This is a genomic window from Granulicatella sp. 20925_1_28, from assembly GCF_041433575.1.
Lineage (GTDB): Bacteria > Bacillota > Bacilli > Lactobacillales > Aerococcaceae > Granulicatella.
The window spans coordinates 14,975-30,650 of the sequence record NZ_JAPWBS010000003.1 but is presented as its reverse complement, the minus strand read 5'-3'; the positions used below and the strand labels follow the sequence as shown (position 1 = coordinate 30,650).

Here is a 15,676-nt window from a genome sequence, read left to right as displayed (position 1 = left end):
CCTCCTTAAACACGTTCCACCAATGTCACGATACGGCGAACGTCATTGTAGCCCTCCACGAGTCGTTCGGCGCGTTTCAATTCCAATGCTAAATAACTGCGGTCCTCTTCGCGTAACACGATAATGGCTTCATCGATAATGTCCAGCAGCGCAGACAGTTCCTTCCAGCGCTTGTTTTGCTCCTGACGATATAAAATGACTGTGAAAATCAGTAACACCGACCAAATCAGGAGCAGTGCGGAAAAACCAAACGCCAAAATCCCAACTACTTGCACGAACCCGACAATGTTTCCACCGATTTCAACAAATAGATAGACTAGTCCTGCCACTAGGAGCGCTGCGATAATCGATACGACTCCGAGTAAGAGCGATAGGAACACCCCTCGTTTCGTTTCTTCTGGAAATTCGGCAGGAATGCCGCTTTCCGTTACGAGTCGATCGGCAACGGTGCGCACTTCCTTCACTTCTTTTTGATTCACTGCGAGTCTTCTTGGATATCCTAAAATAAGCATCTACTTCCTCCTTAGAACCGGTAATTTCGTTGTAAGTCGTCGACGTAATTTTCTAAATTGATGACTTCTTGTGAAACAACGCCATTACCTTCTTCATATTGGCGCGCGATTTCGTCTTTCGCGTGTTCGAGTAAGAAGAGTGTTTCTTTTACAAGGGAACGACGAGCCAGCCAGAGAATGAGGATGAAAATCGCAATCAATGCCACCCACAAAATCGGCATCCACCAGTACGGTAACATCCGGTCCATGACTGCTGAGGATTTTCTTGAAAAGAGCATATAGATTGAGCCAAGGATGGCCGCCAGGAAGCCTGTCGTCATAATCGTATAGAGCGTGATGATTCCAAAGAAAAGCATGCAAAAGAGACGAATCTGACGATTATCTCTTGGTAGGACGCGCGGTTGTTTGCTTCTACGGTTTACAATGCGAATGAGTTCACGCAGTCTTGTCGTTTGCGACTGCCAAATCGTTTTTTTATAGTTCATAATGTCCTCCTAATAGTACTTATGTGCTTTTTTCAAAAATTTTTGTAACTCTGCCACTTCGGCTGGTACGGCTGTGGTTTGACTCCATGTTTCTACTTCGCGGTCTGCCAGTGCCAATAGTTCTTTCCATTCCTTAAACGTTTCTCTGCGGTGCCAACCTAATACTGCAACGAAGGCGGCAATCGGTATGCACCAGATAATGACAAATGGCCAAATGAAGGCAAGATATCCAAACGCGAAGTTCCATTGCAATGTCACTAGGCAGGCGATGAAAAGTTTCAAATACGTAAAGAATCCAGAAACTAGTCCAATGACGATGCCCGCAATTGCGACTGTAATCAGAACGTAGATGCGTAGCCAATAAGAGCTTTTTGGAAGCTGTTCTCCTCGTCCACTCATTGCCAAGACGGGCTTCAATAGTCTTCTTAAGGCGCGAACTCGTGAAGCTTCGACGCTGGTTAGGCGTTTCTGTACTTCGTGTTCTTTGCTCAGTTTCTCCATCGCAGCCCCGACACCCGTAGCGGCAGCTTGTACTGTTTCCTTCACCCAGGAAGGTTTGCCAAGCGCTGCATGTTCCTGTAAATACGCCTCTAGCGCTTCGACGGCTTCGCGGCTGGCTTCTTTTGAAGAGGATTTCCACATTGCCACTTCTTCATTTCCACGAGCCACGAGCTTTTTCCATTCCCAACGAACGGATCTGTGGCAGCAGTAGAGAATGACCGCTAAAATGGCAAACAGGATGACAAAGTGAAGCACTAGGCCAAAGAAGACCTTGCTTACATCTAAGAGAGCCTCTGAATCCCCCGTCGAAAACACCAATCCGAGCGATGGAAAGAAGTCCGATTCGACTAACAGCGCGCGTCCTAACACCGCCACTGCGCACACCACCCCAGCGACACTAAGGATTGTTATCAAGACGCGTAGTGGGAACAAGCTCATTGGTAGTGTGCCTTCTTCCCCGTTTTGCTCGGTCACTGCTCCAATTAGCTGGCGCAGTTGTCTTACATTGCGTTCCTTCACTTTCTGTTTCTTTTTCATTGTCATTCCTCCTGACGTTCAAAGGTTGTATCTTTTATCCCCAAAGATTCTTTTTAAACCGTCATTCCGTATGATTCCCTAACTTCATACACACAATCATCCAACTCTTGAATCAACTCTTCTGAGAATGCTAAAGGTCGTTTCTTGATTCTTTTCGCATCTACCCTTGCAAGTTGTAACAATTCCGCAAGCTCTTGTTTGACTTTCTTCTTCTGGAACTGAAGCAGCCATATGTAAATAATGATTATTCCTATAATCAGTATAGCGAACAAAACCAATCTCACTTCGATTGGTAAGAACATAGAACTGCTAAACATCATAAGATAGCAAAGAACAAAGCCCAAAATAACATCTGCTATCACTATCCTTTTTTGAATAAGTTGTAGCCTTCCCCATTTCAATTCCGGTATATCTGTTCTTTTTGGGTTTATCTTTCGTAACAGTTGTTTTAGTCGACGGATTCTGAAATCTTCTCTTTGTTCTTCATTTTGATAAAAACCAATCCCACTTTTCATAGCACTCATAAAGTATTTTAAGGATACCATCTCCTGCGAAAGAGCATCTCGAGGTATATTTTTGGAATTCATAATAAGCCAATTTGCCGCATTCATTAATTTATCTGTTTCTCTTTGCTTAGAAAATCGAATAAATCTATTACTAAAAATAAGTATTAAAAGTGGAAGTACCCAAACTATCAATACTATCGGCCAAGCCATTAGATTCATGAAAATTACATACTTTGCCCCATCTATATTTCCTAGTAATAAAGCCACTACAAAAATTAATGCCATTAGCGGAAAAGCACTGGAACAAAGTACAGCAATCATTATCAATTTGCCTAGAAAGAGAACTTCTCTCATTTTTCTCAATGAACGTGGCAATGATTGTGGCGGTCTATTTTTTATAGAAACCTTCTTCAATAGGTCTCTTAATCGATCAAGCTGATCTTCAGATAGGTTGTAGTAAGACTTGGGTATCTCTCGCTGTTCTTCTGTTCTAAAATCTCTCATTTTTTAACAACATTCCTTTTACTGATTTCTATGACAAATCGTAGTCTAATCGCAACTCCTCTAAATGATATTTTAATGCCTTTACAGCATGTGGGATGTCCGTAGATGGAGTTTCTTTCCATTTTGCGAGCTCTTCATCCGCTCTTGCAACGACTTCTCTCACATCTTGTTTTTGAAGATGCAGTTGCAAGAAATATAAAAAGAGCATCATTATTGGAAGAAATACGATAATGTAAGGTTCATATCTAACATATTCCAGCGCATACTTCACAGCATATTGATTTCCCTCGTACCAAACTTTCAAGAAATGAAAGATTCCTCCTACCTTCTTATTTAATGACAATAGATAAAATATTTCGAACAACATAAAAATATTAAATATAATCTTTGGAATATATCTATATGGTCGCACTTTAATTGTCTCTTCTTCCATACTAGATAAAGCCACGACCTCATTTACTAATTGTTGTAGTCTAGCAATTCTTTTCTCTTCAAATCTTCTCTTCATCTTTTATTTCCCCAAAAATTTTATTTACCCGATTTAGACTTGTTTGTATTTGTCTCTAGTTTCAACTCTTCCATATAGTACTGAAGTCTTTCCGCTTCTTCACTCATTGGAATCAGCGGCTCTTGTTTGTATACAGAAAGCTCTTCCGTGGCTAATTCATATAACATCCCAAACTCTTGATAATAGGAATCAATTATGAGACGATGAAACAGATATATTAGCCCAAAAACAAGGAGTAAAGTGCCAATCCCGACCAAAATCCCCCATATCAAAAAAATGGGATAAAATAAACCCATGAAGATTAAACCAGCAGCAGGTAACAAAATATCGGCATTTGTAAACACATAAAACAATACAAAGCCCAATATAACAAAAGCCCAACTTCTGATAATTCTTCCATCCTCGGGCAACTGATTTTCACTTCCATTTTGTTCTATCACAGCACTCAGCAATTCCCGCATCCGCGTTAATCGTCTTTGCCTAATCGCTTTTCTAAATAATTTCATTTCGCATCTCCCGATATATGATATTTCGACTCTAACACTGCTATAAACCTTTGAAGCTGCTTGATTTGTTCTGGAACATCTTCCACAGCAACATCCTTATACGTTGCAACTTCTGCACGAGCAATCTCAAACAGTTTATCAAAAGCTATTTTTCGTTTTTCATGAACGCTAGAAGAAATCTCAAAATAGAACATCCAAAGTAAACCTATCGGAAGTCCTAAGAAAATTAGAACGAAGATTGCCTCATAGTATGATGTAATGAATAACCTGATGATTAGCAAAGTGACACCCCCACAAATGCACAGTAATATCATTCGCACGATACTAACAAAAAGGTTCGGCATACCTGTTGGTAACTTTGAAACATCTTGCTGTCGTTCAGATAGAATGGTCACAAGCTGTTGGCGTAGTTCAGTAATATCTTCTTGTGAAACGTTTCTATGAAATAATCGTAATAATGACTTTATACCCGGTTCACGTGGCTCTTCGTTATTGAACACATCCTCATTTCCAGATAAATATTGCTTCAGTTCTTTCACACTGTTTAGAAGTTCTTCATCAGCGAAATTTTGCCATTCTAAAACTTCTTCTTTCGCTCTTCGTAAAATCTGTGCCTGCTCTGCTTTAAAAGCCTTACGTTCCCATAAAGAAAATACAAAGATAATCATTAAAAGGAAGAGCTCAGTTCTAAAGAACGGATTAAACTCAATTTGTTCCTGTAAGAACTTAAAAGGGTGTGTAATCAACTCCTGAAACCAAATAGCAAAACTTGGTAGAGCAAACAAGAAGATGAATACAGTTAATATCATCAAGTATAGTATTAAAATATTTTTTATAACCATTGGCATCACTGAAGGACTTGGGAGTGCAACAACTTTCCCTGAACGTTCTCGAATTGCTTCAATTAGCAATTCTCTTAGTCGTGCCAGCCGAATTTCTTCAATCCTTTTTTTCTTTTTCATATATCCCCCTAATCCCACAGTTTGTTCCTTTTTATCACATAAATTCCTCTATGTCATATTCTCTTCTTAATCCCTTTACGAGATTTCTCAAAGTCTTTGCCTCTGCTGATATTTCCTCATCCTCAAGATGTTTTCGAACATGCAATTCCTGATTAATAATTTTAAATAAGCTTCTCATTTCTTCTTTATACTCTCTTATTCTAATATACCGACAGATAAAGAATACTGTGAGCGGAATCCCCCATATAACGATAAACAAGGGGCCAACTGCAAAAAATGCAAAAAACATATATCGTATGAAATCCCCATTAAAGGTTATGATACTCATCCCTATTCCAAGTAGAAATAACGGAAAATACGAAAAACAAAGAATAACGACCATTACACATTGTGTGATAAAGAGATAGTTTCTTACCTTTCTTTTGCTAGGTGGCAGCACTTCAAACTGTTCATTCTCACGCTCTACCTGTTCCATCAATTCTCTGAGGCTCGTAATTTCTTCTTCACTAACTCTCTTGCCCAATACTGTTCCTCCCTACACTCCATATTTGATTCGTAAAAACAGCACGTAATCGTAGAGTGCTTTGATTGGCTCTGGAATCTTGTCCCAAGGAACATCCTTATAGGCGGAAATATCTGTACAAGCTATTTTTAACAATTGTCTGAAATGTCGTCCTCGAATAAAGTAAGAGACGGTCCATCCCATCCAACAAATAAACAGACCGACGAACCCTATCCAGAAATTCTGCCATAGGAGGATCAAAGCATGATCCAATTGATCAATCAATGTCAATACAAAAATCATTCCAAACGCAAAAAGGCATAAAATCCAGAAAATCAGCACTCCAAAAAACCGAAAGTCTTCATTCCAATCCTCCGAGCAGCCTTTCGGTAACGATGCTTTCTCCTCAGGATTTCCAGATGAATCATCCACAATCAGTTGACGGAGTGTTAAGAGTTCCTCTTGAGAGACTTTTGTCGGGATTAATACCTCCAATAGCGTATGTTGTTTTTTGACCGGCGCCTCCACTCCAAATGCAATCTTTTCTGCATTCCAACGGGGTGGCATTTCCTGCTCGTACGGTTGATTTTCTTGTGGATAACTTTCTTCAGAAATTAGCTCTGCCTCAACATCTGAATTCTTCATTTTCAATAAACTCTCCACTTCATTTTTATATAGTCTTTTTCGTATCCAACGAAAGACAAAGAACAAGATAATCGCTGTTCTCCCTATCGTTAACAAACCCGTATTTCTTTCTGCAAAAGAATAGTAGCTCATGGCGAACCATACTCTAAGTGGAAACAGTGTGACGATTAACAGCACCACCATGAATATTTCTCCATCGAAAAGAATCCTTCTGGCGAGTTTCCTTCCTGGTGGTAATGCTACAGGGGTCTTTCTCTGCTGTATTTTTTTGGCAATACGTGTCCGTAATTGCGTAATTTCTTCTTCACTAATCCTTTTTCCCAAGTCTATTCCTCCCTAGAACCCGAATCTCTTCTTATAATCCTCAATCAGAAATTCTGCGTCTTCGATATCCTCTTCTAAGTCGTCGCGTCCTGCTGCTTTCAGCGCTGCAATCGCACGTTCCGCAATTGGAATCAGTTCGCCAAGTTTACGTGTCAGTACTTTTTTAGACCAAATTCGGTATAGAAGAAAAAAGAATCCTAAAAACAAGTACAAAGAAACAAATGGTAAGAGTAGAAAAATCACATTCCCTTCTCCGACCAACGTGTTTATCATCAACTCAAGTGGTCTCCATAAAATCCCCGTACGCAACACTATGAGGAATAAAAACATCCCCGCAATCATTTTGATAGTTGCCGTTTTATCGACTAATTCCGGCAGTTCATCATCCATTCCCGCCTCTTTCATTAAGTAGCTTGTCAACTCTCGGAAGTTCACTACCATTTTTTTCGTCGCAACGTCTTTCAATAGAAGTCTAAACATGATTTTCTCCTTCCAGGATAATTCCTTTTTGCGCTAAATTTTCAATACATTCTTTGTAATACGCATCATCGTGTTCTTTGTATAACGGACTCTTCCACGCACACGCTTCCACTTCGGTATACGGCGGGCAAACTTTTCCACGATACGAAGCCTCTTTCCACTCCGGCGTCACATTGTAGCCACGGCGCTCCATTTCATCCATAATTAACGTATGGTACTGATACAGCACATACGGGCTGTGAGTAAACACATAGTCCACCGTCGCATGCTTCTTGCCCCAACCATTGCCTCTGAGCGCACAACATTCGCGGTGCTGCCCCAAGAGTTGCGGACGCGGAAGCTTTGGTATCAGCGCTTCATGCCATAATCTCATCCCAGGCCTCCTATAAGTCGTATCGCTCGGTGTATTCGTTGATGACCACTTCTGCGTCAATCACGTCGTCTAAATTGTCATAGTCATATTCTTTTAAAACAGCCACCGCACGTTTGGCAATCGCCATCAACTCCTGTAAGTCCCGTTTTCTCTGCGGTTGTTTCCATAACTCATCTAGCCCATTTAAAATCGGAAGGTAAACAAAGAGAAACGCTAACGGCCAAAACGAAAGAAGTGGAAATTGATCAATCAGCGGTTTCGTCACACTTTTGAGCCAATCACTAGAAGAAAGCCATAATATGAAAATTAATCCTAGGATTGACGGAACCCAAGGCACACTTTCATCCTCTTCAGGCACCACTTCATCGGTCCCCGCCATTTTCACGAGCGTCTTCGTCAACTCACGAAAACTATTCACTCGCTCTTTTGAAATAAAATTTCTAAACAGTTGGTCCATTCTTTACCTCTACACAATTACTTTATTCCCATATTATACCATTTCTTGCGCCCCCCGCCTATTCCCTCACGAATTTATGCGATTGTTAAGCAATACGCCACACCCCATCGAAACGCACTCTCTCCCGTGCCGTTGAAGCAAAAAATAAAATCTATTGATTCAAAGCGTATCGTTGGCTTAAAAAAAGCCCTCGGGGACTCTATAGTGAGAATAGTAAAGCCAAAGCAACCGATGTGAATTAGCAAGAGTTAGGAATTTATTCCTTACTTAAAAAACTCTATAGAGTTAGACGCAGTAGCTGATTGCATTAAGCTTCATCACTCGTGATTCGCTTAATCCTAATCAGCCTTGCGGGGGTAAGACTACAAAGCAAAAAGGATTCACACTGTGAATCCTTTTTTGTCTTTGGTCATACTCCCGGTAGGATTGAGACCTTGGCTCAATCCGATGCCTTTACTATCATCACTATGAAGATGTCCCCAGAGGGCGATTTAAGACAACGTCTTAACCATCATTTTCATTGAATCAATAGATTTTCTCTTCGTCCTTCGATGGCAAGGAATGGTTGACATATCTGAGTCAAGAGGATATTCTTTTTTCAAAGACAAAGAAATAACTATTTGCCATGAAAATAGTAGTTATTTGGAAGAATTAATGGTTGATTCTATAAAGAATATTACTAAAGTTTAACTTAAGAAAGTGCGAATGGTTGAATCAAGATCCTACAGATAGAACAAATGCAGAAAAAAGGCGAAGAAGGAAATTTGGGGGATTTTAATGTTAATTCACCTATATTTACAATAGAGAGGTTTGTTATGTTAGATAATGATTTTAAGGAGTATCTTAATGATGAATTTGGTAGAATATTCCCAGAAAGTCAGGAGGAATATCGTAAATTATTCAAAGGGTTAGGTTTTGGGGAGGTAAATCATGACTTCATTGAATTTTGGGCAACATATAGTGATGAAATTTATGGGAAAATTGGATATTTGGTTGATTTAGCAATGGACTTAGAGGATTTTTCAAGTAGCCAAACAGAAATTTTGAGAAAAAATATTGGCTTACCTGATAATTATTTTTCCCTGTTAAATAATGAGTTGGATGATTATATCCTGTATGATAAAAATACCGATGAGGTTTTTTATGTAGAGGCTCCCACTATTCAAAAGTTTATAGAAAATAAACAATTTAGCAAACATTGGGATAACTTTGAGTATTTTATTAAAGATTATCTAAATTATAATGCTTAAGATGTTTGAGCAGCCGTAGCCTGTATGAAACCTCCAATCCCGATGTAAAGAGTGCGCGGTAGGCACGAACGCGGCTTCTTCTCAGACGGCCTCGAAGAAGAAACCGGATTCGTTTGGGACGGTAGCCACCTCTTGCAAGAAGTCCAACCGGACGGCAGGTATACCTATATCTACACCAATCCCGACAGCTACAACCCTTGGCACAGGTACACAACCGGACCAACATAGTAATAAATACTCTTTAAAGAATGCACATAAGAAGGAGAAATTATGTATTTAGATCAAGTAAATTATGAATTAAACAAACAAATCAATGATTTTGTATGTAACTCAAATGATGCTACTACGCCGGAGGAACGCATTGATATTCTGAATCAAGCATGGGAACTTTTACCTAAACCAGCCACTCAATTCGTTGAGCCTACTTCGGCAATCGCCTGTGGTATTTCAGGAAGCTATAAAAAATTAGGTGATTATCCCAAAGCTCTTGAGTGGATGTTAATTGCACTTGAGGCACGAAAAGATGAACCTGCAGCAGGTGTGTTTATATGGACAGGAATCGTTTATTACGAATTGGGTGATATGGAAAATGCCTATAAATATTTTGACCTAACTTATAATGAGCTACGTTACACACCTTTCTCTATGGAAGACAAAAAATATTGGCAATTTTATAAGCAACGTAAAGAAGAATTAAATCCTAAGAAAAAAACCAAAAAGTAAGATTCGATATTTTCAGACGACCTTTTTTGTACCGTACTTAACCGCCGCTACGCCTACGACCCGGATGTAGTATAACTAGAGGGAAATATACTATGAAATATCATATTGAAGATTTAAGAGACCAATTACATAACCATAACTGGATTGTTTTGAAAGAATCAGAAGGAAATGATTTAGATATATCAGAATATTGGACTATTCGTCATAGATACCAACCAAACAAAACTTGTACTCTAGCTTTTGAAGGGATGGATGACTTGGAAGTTTTACCAATCGAAAAAAGTTATGTATGTTTTTTATCTGAAGAGCCAGCTATATCATTATACTTTTCTAAGAGCATTAAGTTATGGAAGAGAGATTTAAATACATTCATTTTAAATCTGAATTCTTTTATAATTTGCTAATTTTAAATCCTTTAAACTATATAAAGCTAATCAAAATCCAAATAACTGTAAATGTTTCTAGCAAGCGTAGGTTGGGTCAAGACCCAACAAAATATCAAGGTCGTCTGAAAAAGAATGAGCGGTTTACAAGAATGCTCACCAGCCCTTCCGATCGCAAAACACCCTCGTCCGCACTGGCATGTCGCTACTGCCAAAATGGATGGAAATCTTAGTCAAAAAAGAAATAATGGGAATGGTACATTTTCTTGGGAGGAATACAAAGATAATGTAACCGTACAACATAGGAAATAATATCATGACAACTTTAGAAAATAAGATCTTTACTTTAAAACAGAATCATTTAATGAAAAAAATGAAAGAAATTCATTTTTTAAATAATTTAATTTCAGATTCTGAAAAAATTATTCCATATCCACTCTCATGTGAAATAATAAATCGTACTTTTACCCCCTATAGAAATATAGAATTATCAAAAGAAAATTTTAGTTTATCGATAAAAAATGAAATATTAAATCTTTTTGCACCAGAGGAAAATGATATTGCTTATGTATACTTTTATGGAGGGATAAATGATTCGGCTGAAATACCAATAGAAGTATTCCCCTTGTTTATTATCAAAATAAAAAATATTAGCAATTGGCTAGAATTAATAAACAAACCTAATTTTTATTGTTTAAAATTCTTTAGTCATAAAATAGATCAAGTTATCGATATATCTCTACTCGACAATGAGGAAGATGTATTATCTATTTCTATTGGACTGAACGCTTAACTTTAAAAATAAATAAACTATTCCAGCAGAAGCAATTCTTTGCTTTGTATAACTTAAAGGAGTTTCCCATGAAAGAATTATTAGAAAAACTTGAAAATAATCGTTTTATTTATAAGGTCAGAATGGATCTTGAATTCGATGTAAAGGACTATCAAGAATTATTAAAAATTTTAAATGAAATAAAGCATTATACTCATAATCATAATCTAATTGAAAAAAGACTAGCATCTATTTTATATGAAATACCGAAATTAACACATATTTGGTATCTCAATTTAAAAGACGATCCTAATAAAAATGAATCTTCTATTGTTAATCAACTTGAAGATGCATGGATAGAGTTAGATGCAATAATTGGAGAGGAAATTCTTGGTCAAGGACAATAAACTCCTCTTAACAAACATAGATCATGGCTTAAACTTAACAAACAGTAGTCGTAGGTTGGGTTATTCCTGCTTCGTTAGCTAAGAAAATTAATAAATTAAATGGTAAATATATTATGAAATCTATTTTAAGTTCAATTTTATCTCTAATAGGATCCTCCTCTTCTAAATTACCTTATGTTTCACATTACTCATATGATTTTCAACATGGCTGGTTAAATATAATTGTATCAGAATATAATAGTCAAAAAACTTGTGGAGACATAGGTATAAGTAATAATGAGTTACAATATAAGCTTTTTTGTGGAAAAGAAAATGGAAAAGGAAAGATTCCGTTAAGTAAAATAAAATTCAAATATGAGAAAGATATTTTTTCTGCTCAAAGTATTATAAGTGGAAAAATACTTTTTTCAGTTAAATGTACACAAGAGCAATACAGATATATAGAAAAATATATTAAGAAATAAATAGCAAGCCGTAGCCCGCAAGAAACTTCTTCAGGTATTACGAGCCTGATGTAGGTCGATTTGCGAATCAGGATCCGATTGGGTTGGAAGATGGAGAGAATTTATATGCTTTTGCGCCGAATTACAATTTATAGTGCATTCAGAAGAGGTTCAAAAAGTTAAATTGAAAAAATTAAAAGAAAGGGTAAGTTTTAGAAATGTCTAAGTTAAAAATTTTGAATGAAACTCCTTTAGACTTTCAAAAAAATTTTTGTTTGACAATTGGGAAGTCAGTTACCTTGATTTGATGGAAGTTAATCAAGGTTCTCCCCTAGTTGGAAGTCTGTCCATTAACGGTCAAGTTATTATTCAAGAACAGGGGTTTGGAGGGCCGTTGTTATATTTCAATAGAAAAATTATTATTCCAGTTTTCATCAGACGATTTTGCGTTGTTGGATTTAGGCTTGCAACATTAAATTTAGATGATCTATCAATTGAGTATATTGGAGGTATCGAAGACCTGGTTTATCTGAAAGAGATAAAAGATAATAGAATTTATTTCTATACAGATATATATAAAAGCACAGAAAAGAATTTAACTTTATATTAAATATCTCAAGAATATGCTCTGCAAAGCATGGATAAAGCAATCGATGTGAATTAGAGGGTGATTTAAGACATTCGCATTGTTTCCTTTCCAAGACCGGAAGGCAAGCTCTACCATGACCTGTCACCTCATAAGCCTCAGAGAGTAACGCCCTGCCCATCCCTAGCTCCGCACCTCATCGAAACGCACTCTCTCCCGTTCTTTCGAAACAAAAATAAAACAGGTTGACACTGCACGATTGGAAACGAACCATCCTCGGATTCTATAGTAACAACAATAGCGAACAGTAACCGATGTGAATTAGAGGGAGTTATGAGATGCTCCTTATGGAAAATACTTTATCCAGATAGACGCAGTAGCTGATTGTATTAAGCTTCATCACTTGTGATTTGCTTAATCCTAATCAGCTTTGCGGGGGTAAGACTACGAAAAAAACTGGACTCACACTGTGAGTCCAGTTTTAATTTCTGTCTTACTCCCTCTTTGAAGCTCGGTAGGATTGAGACCTTGGCTCAATCCGGTACAGCTATTGTCGTTACTATGAAGATATCCGAGGAAACGGGAGTTTCCAATTCTCATTTATCTTAGCAGTATCAACCTGTTATTTTATTTTTATAGTTCTCTTCGCCCTTCGATGGCACGGAAGAGAGTCATTTCGTCTGCGTATTCGATGTCGCTGCCGACCGCTAGCCCATGAGCCAGACGCGTTACTTTAATGCCCGCTGGCTTGATGAGACGTGACAAGTACATGGCAGTCGCTTCACCTTCCGCTGTCGCATTAGTGGCGATTATAACCTCCTGGACTTCCGGATCCTGCAACCTCGTAATCAGTGACGTAATATTAATATCATCCGGCCCCGTCCCTTCCATCGGAGAAAGCACCCCGTGAAGCACATGATAGAGCCCTTTGTATTCCTTCATTCGCTCCATACTCATCACATCTCGGGCGTCTTCCACCACAAGAATCTTCGTACGGTCACGCGTAGTATCCGCACAAATTTCACACGGATCTTCTTGCGTCACATTTCCACAAACGGAACACATATGCAGGTCACGCTTGCAGCTGATGAGCGAATTCGCAAAATTTAAGACGTCTTCTTCACGCATATCCATGCAGAAGAAGGCAAGTCGTGCAGCCGTCTTCGCACCAATTCCCGGCAGCTTCATAAAGCTATCCATCAATCGTGCAATCGGTTCTGGATAATGCATGCTCAAACCTCCAATCGATTAAAATCCTGGGATGTTTAATCCTTTTGTGAATTGACCCATTGTTTGGTCGTTGGCTTTTTCTGCTTGCGTTAACGCATCATTTGTCGCCATTAACACTAAGTCTTGTAATAATTCTACATCGTCTGGATCTACCGCTTCTGGTTTGATTTCCACGTTTAAGACTTGGCGTTTCCCGTTTACAGTCACTTTTACTAAATCACTTTGAGAAGTTCCTGTGTATTCTGTTTGGTTTAACTCTTCTTGAGCTTGCGCCATTTGTTTTTGCAATTTTTGCATTTGTTTCATCATGCCTTGCATATTTCCCATTCCACGCATCGTTAATTCCTCCGTCTCTATTCTTCGATTTGCACGATGTCTTCCCCGAAGAGTTCAATCGTGTCGTTTACTTTTTGTTCAAATGCTTGTTCTTCTGGTGTGAGGGAATCTTCCACGGCCGGTTCTTCCGTCACGATGGAAACAGCTTCCTCTTCTTGGTTCTTCTTGCGTTCTTGTAAGAAATCCGCACGAATTTGTGGCCATTGATGTTGTGTCACTGCCACGAACGTCCCACTGTAGCCACCGAGGCGTTCCAGATGTTCTTGGATGACCTCACGGAATCCTGGTCTTGTTTCGGAAATGTCACACAAGTGGTCGTAGGCAAATCCGAGAACGAATCCATTTGGTCCCGCCGCGTTCACCGTTGATTGGCTCAACAGCGCTTGTTCTTGCGGGTTCAAGCAACTGAGTAAGTCGCCCCACAACTCGCGTACCTTCAACAAGTCTTCGCGGGTTGCTTCCGTCAAGATTTTTTGGATGGCCGTCGTGTTTGGCTTAAAGGCCGCACGCGTTGGTCTTGGCGCCGACGTTTTTGGTGCTTGTTGCGCTTGAGGTGCGCCGCCTTGCAACAACGCGTTCATTTGCTGTTGCATTTGCGCGATTTGTTGTTGCAACTGTTGCACTTCTTCGCTACTTGGCAACGCCGGTGCACCAGAACTGGTTCTTGGCGTCAATGTATAAGGTTGCGCCATTTTAATCGTCAACACTTCCAGCGAAATCGTTGGTTTTGTCGTGAAGCGCATTTCTTGTTGCGTTTGATTTAACGCCTCTACAAAGCGGTATAAGAATTCCGGTTCCACTTCGTCTTTGAACTGTAGGAATCGCTCGCTACGACCGATTGCCTCGCCACTTTGTTTCGCGATAAGGAGGTCTCTAGCAAATTCCAACCATTCTTCTACGAGGCGGCTGGCTTCTTTCCCGATTTTGAAGAGCTGTTGTAATTTTTCAAGGGCTTCTTCAGCCTTTGTTTCTTGTAAGTCTTTCACGAAATCAATCATCAAGTCGTCTGTCAGACTTCCCGACACTTGAATCGCTTCGTCTAGCGTCACCTTGCCGTCGCCAAATGAAATCATCTGGTCGAGTAAACTCAAGGCGTCACGCATACCACCGTTGGCACATCTTGCCACCACGCTTAAGGCATCCGCTTCGTACGGGGTTCCTTCTTGGCCTAAGATATACGCCAATCGGTCGATAATTTCTTGCGACGTAATGCGTCTAAAGTCAAAACGTTGCGTACGCGAGATAATCGTTGCTGGAATCTTATGCGGTTCCGTCGTTGCGAGAATGAAGATGACCTTTTGAGGCGGTTCTTCTAAAGTTTTTAACAGTGCATTGAAGGCTCCTGTTGAGAGCATATGCACTTCGTCGATAATATAAATTTTGTATTCGGCTTGCGTTGGTGCATAACGCGCCTTGTCACGAATATCACGGATTTCTTCGACACCATTGTTGCTGGCAGCATCGATTTCGATGACATCGCCAATTGTTCCGTTCGTGATTCCTTTACAGATCTCACATTCGTTACACGGTTCACCGTTTGTTTGATTTGGACAGTTAATGGCCTTTGCAAACACCTTCGCGGCACTCGTTTTTCCTGTCCCACGAGGTCCTGTAAATAAGTAAGCATGACTCGTTTTGTGATTGCTAATCGCGTTCTTCAATGTATGCGTGACCGCACTTTGCCCGACCATATCATCGAACGTTTGAGGACGCCATTTTCGATATAATGCTTGATAAGCCATTT

22 protein-coding genes and 1 pseudogene are annotated in these 15,676 nt (G+C 39.3%); 8 read left to right on the top strand and 15 right to left on the bottom strand.

What is annotated here, in order from left to right:
* Positions 1–5: 5 nt before the first annotated feature.
* From O3793_RS02750 to O3793_RS02695, 12 genes are read right to left on the bottom strand one after another with little or no spacing between them, the layout of a single operon-like run.
* Positions 6–512: a hypothetical protein gene (locus O3793_RS02750; RefSeq protein ID WP_371445445.1), complete on the bottom strand. Its 507-nt coding sequence runs from the start codon at positions 510–512 to the stop codon at positions 6–8.
* Positions 513–523: 11 nt separating this feature from the next.
* Positions 524–997, bottom strand: a complete 474-nt coding sequence (locus O3793_RS02745; RefSeq protein ID WP_371445443.1) for a hypothetical protein — start codon at positions 995–997, stop codon at positions 524–526.
* Between the two features lie 9 nt (positions 998–1,006).
* Positions 1,007–2,035: a hypothetical protein gene (locus O3793_RS02740; RefSeq protein WP_371445442.1), complete on the bottom strand. Its 1,029-nt coding sequence runs from the start codon at positions 2,033–2,035 to the stop codon at positions 1,007–1,009.
* 53 nt (positions 2,036–2,088) lie between these two features.
* The gene (locus O3793_RS02735) at positions 2,089–3,045 is read right to left on the bottom strand and encodes a hypothetical protein (RefSeq protein ID WP_371445441.1); all 957 of its coding nucleotides are present in this window, start codon (positions 3,043–3,045) and stop codon (positions 2,089–2,091) included.
* A gap of 28 nt (positions 3,046–3,073) precedes the next feature.
* Positions 3,074–3,553, bottom strand: a complete 480-nt coding sequence (locus tag O3793_RS02730; RefSeq protein ID WP_371445439.1) for a hypothetical protein — start codon at positions 3,551–3,553, stop codon at positions 3,074–3,076.
* Between the two features lie 20 nt (positions 3,554–3,573).
* Positions 3,574–4,059: a hypothetical protein gene (locus O3793_RS02725; RefSeq protein ID WP_371445438.1), complete on the bottom strand. Its 486-nt coding sequence runs from the start codon at positions 4,057–4,059 to the stop codon at positions 3,574–3,576.
* Entirely contained in the window at positions 4,056–5,021 is a 966-nt protein-coding gene (locus O3793_RS02720; protein WP_371445437.1) for a hypothetical protein, read from the bottom strand. Before O3793_RS02720 ends, O3793_RS02725 begins: the two co-directional genes overlap by 4 nt.
* Before the next feature lie 34 nt (positions 5,022–5,055).
* The gene (locus tag O3793_RS02715) at positions 5,056–5,544 is read right to left on the bottom strand and encodes a hypothetical protein (RefSeq protein ID WP_371445435.1); all 489 of its coding nucleotides are present in this window, start codon (positions 5,542–5,544) and stop codon (positions 5,056–5,058) included.
* 12 nt (positions 5,545–5,556) lie between these two features.
* Positions 5,557–6,492, bottom strand: a complete 936-nt coding sequence (locus O3793_RS02710; RefSeq protein ID WP_371445433.1) for a hypothetical protein — start codon at positions 6,490–6,492, stop codon at positions 5,557–5,559.
* 12 nt (positions 6,493–6,504) lie between these two features.
* Positions 6,505–6,972, bottom strand: a complete 468-nt coding sequence (locus tag O3793_RS02705; protein WP_371445431.1) for a hypothetical protein — start codon at positions 6,970–6,972, stop codon at positions 6,505–6,507.
* On the bottom strand, positions 6,965–7,345 hold the full coding sequence (locus O3793_RS02700; protein WP_371445430.1) for a TIGR02328 family protein: 381 nt from the start codon (positions 7,343–7,345) through the stop codon (positions 6,965–6,967). The genes O3793_RS02705 and O3793_RS02700 overlap by 8 nt, the downstream gene beginning before the upstream one ends.
* Positions 7,346–7,355: 10 nt before the next feature.
* Positions 7,356–7,802 carry a hypothetical protein gene (locus O3793_RS02695; protein WP_371445429.1) on the bottom strand — a complete coding sequence of 149 codons (447 nt, stop codon included), beginning with the start codon at positions 7,800–7,802 and terminating at the stop codon, positions 7,356–7,358.
* Between the two features lie 815 nt (positions 7,803–8,617).
* On the opposite strand from O3793_RS02695, the gene O3793_RS02690 reads away from it, so the two are divergent.
* The 8 genes and pseudogenes from O3793_RS02690 to O3793_RS02655 all read left to right on the top strand — a co-directional run bounded on the left by O3793_RS02690 (position 8,618) and on the right by O3793_RS02655 (position 12,390).
* Positions 8,618–9,052: a hypothetical protein gene (locus O3793_RS02690; protein ID WP_371445427.1), complete on the top strand. Its 435-nt coding sequence runs from the start codon at positions 8,618–8,620 to the stop codon at positions 9,050–9,052.
* 270 nt (positions 9,053–9,322) lie between these two features.
* Positions 9,323–9,775 carry a tetratricopeptide repeat protein gene (locus O3793_RS02685; protein WP_371445425.1) on the top strand — a complete coding sequence of 151 codons (453 nt, stop codon included), beginning with the start codon at positions 9,323–9,325 and terminating at the stop codon, positions 9,773–9,775.
* A 92-nt stretch (positions 9,776–9,867) separates the two neighbouring features.
* Entirely contained in the window at positions 9,868–10,179 is a 312-nt protein-coding gene (locus O3793_RS02680; RefSeq protein ID WP_371445424.1) for a hypothetical protein, read from the top strand.
* 295 nt (positions 10,180–10,474) lie between these two features.
* On the top strand, positions 10,475–10,951 hold the full coding sequence (locus O3793_RS02675; RefSeq protein ID WP_371445422.1) for a hypothetical protein: 477 nt from the start codon (positions 10,475–10,477) through the stop codon (positions 10,949–10,951).
* Between the two features lie 68 nt (positions 10,952–11,019).
* Entirely contained in the window at positions 11,020–11,337 is a 318-nt protein-coding gene (locus O3793_RS02670; protein WP_048713494.1) for a hypothetical protein, read from the top strand.
* 113 nt (positions 11,338–11,450) lie between these two features.
* On the top strand, positions 11,451–11,801 hold the full coding sequence (locus O3793_RS02665) for a hypothetical protein (RefSeq protein WP_048713496.1): 351 nt from the start codon (positions 11,451–11,453) through the stop codon (positions 11,799–11,801).
* Positions 11,802–11,836: 35 nt separating this feature from the next.
* A pseudogene (locus tag O3793_RS02660) lies at positions 11,837–11,935 on the top strand (RHS repeat-associated core domain-containing protein); the annotation flags it as partial.
* A gap of 152 nt (positions 11,936–12,087) precedes the next feature.
* Positions 12,088–12,390 (top strand): hypothetical protein, encoded by a 303-nt coding sequence (locus tag O3793_RS02655; RefSeq protein ID WP_371445421.1) that lies wholly within the window; start codon positions 12,088–12,090, stop codon positions 12,388–12,390.
* 609 nt (positions 12,391–12,999) lie between these two features.
* Here the strand turns inward: O3793_RS02655 and recR are convergent.
* From recR to dnaX, 3 genes are read right to left on the bottom strand one after another with little or no spacing between them, the layout of a single operon-like run.
* Positions 13,000–13,596 carry a recombination mediator RecR gene (gene recR / locus O3793_RS02650; protein WP_371445420.1) on the bottom strand — a complete coding sequence of 199 codons (597 nt, stop codon included), beginning with the start codon at positions 13,594–13,596 and terminating at the stop codon, positions 13,000–13,002.
* A gap of 18 nt (positions 13,597–13,614) precedes the next feature.
* On the bottom strand, positions 13,615–13,932 hold the full coding sequence (locus O3793_RS02645; protein ID WP_048713938.1) for a YbaB/EbfC family nucleoid-associated protein: 318 nt from the start codon (positions 13,930–13,932) through the stop codon (positions 13,615–13,617).
* Positions 13,933–13,949: 17 nt separating this feature from the next.
* Positions 13,950–15,674: a DNA polymerase III subunit gamma/tau gene (dnaX, locus tag O3793_RS02640; protein WP_371445418.1), complete on the bottom strand. Its 1,725-nt coding sequence runs from the start codon at positions 15,672–15,674 to the stop codon at positions 13,950–13,952.
* Positions 15,675–15,676: the final 2 nt, after the last annotated feature.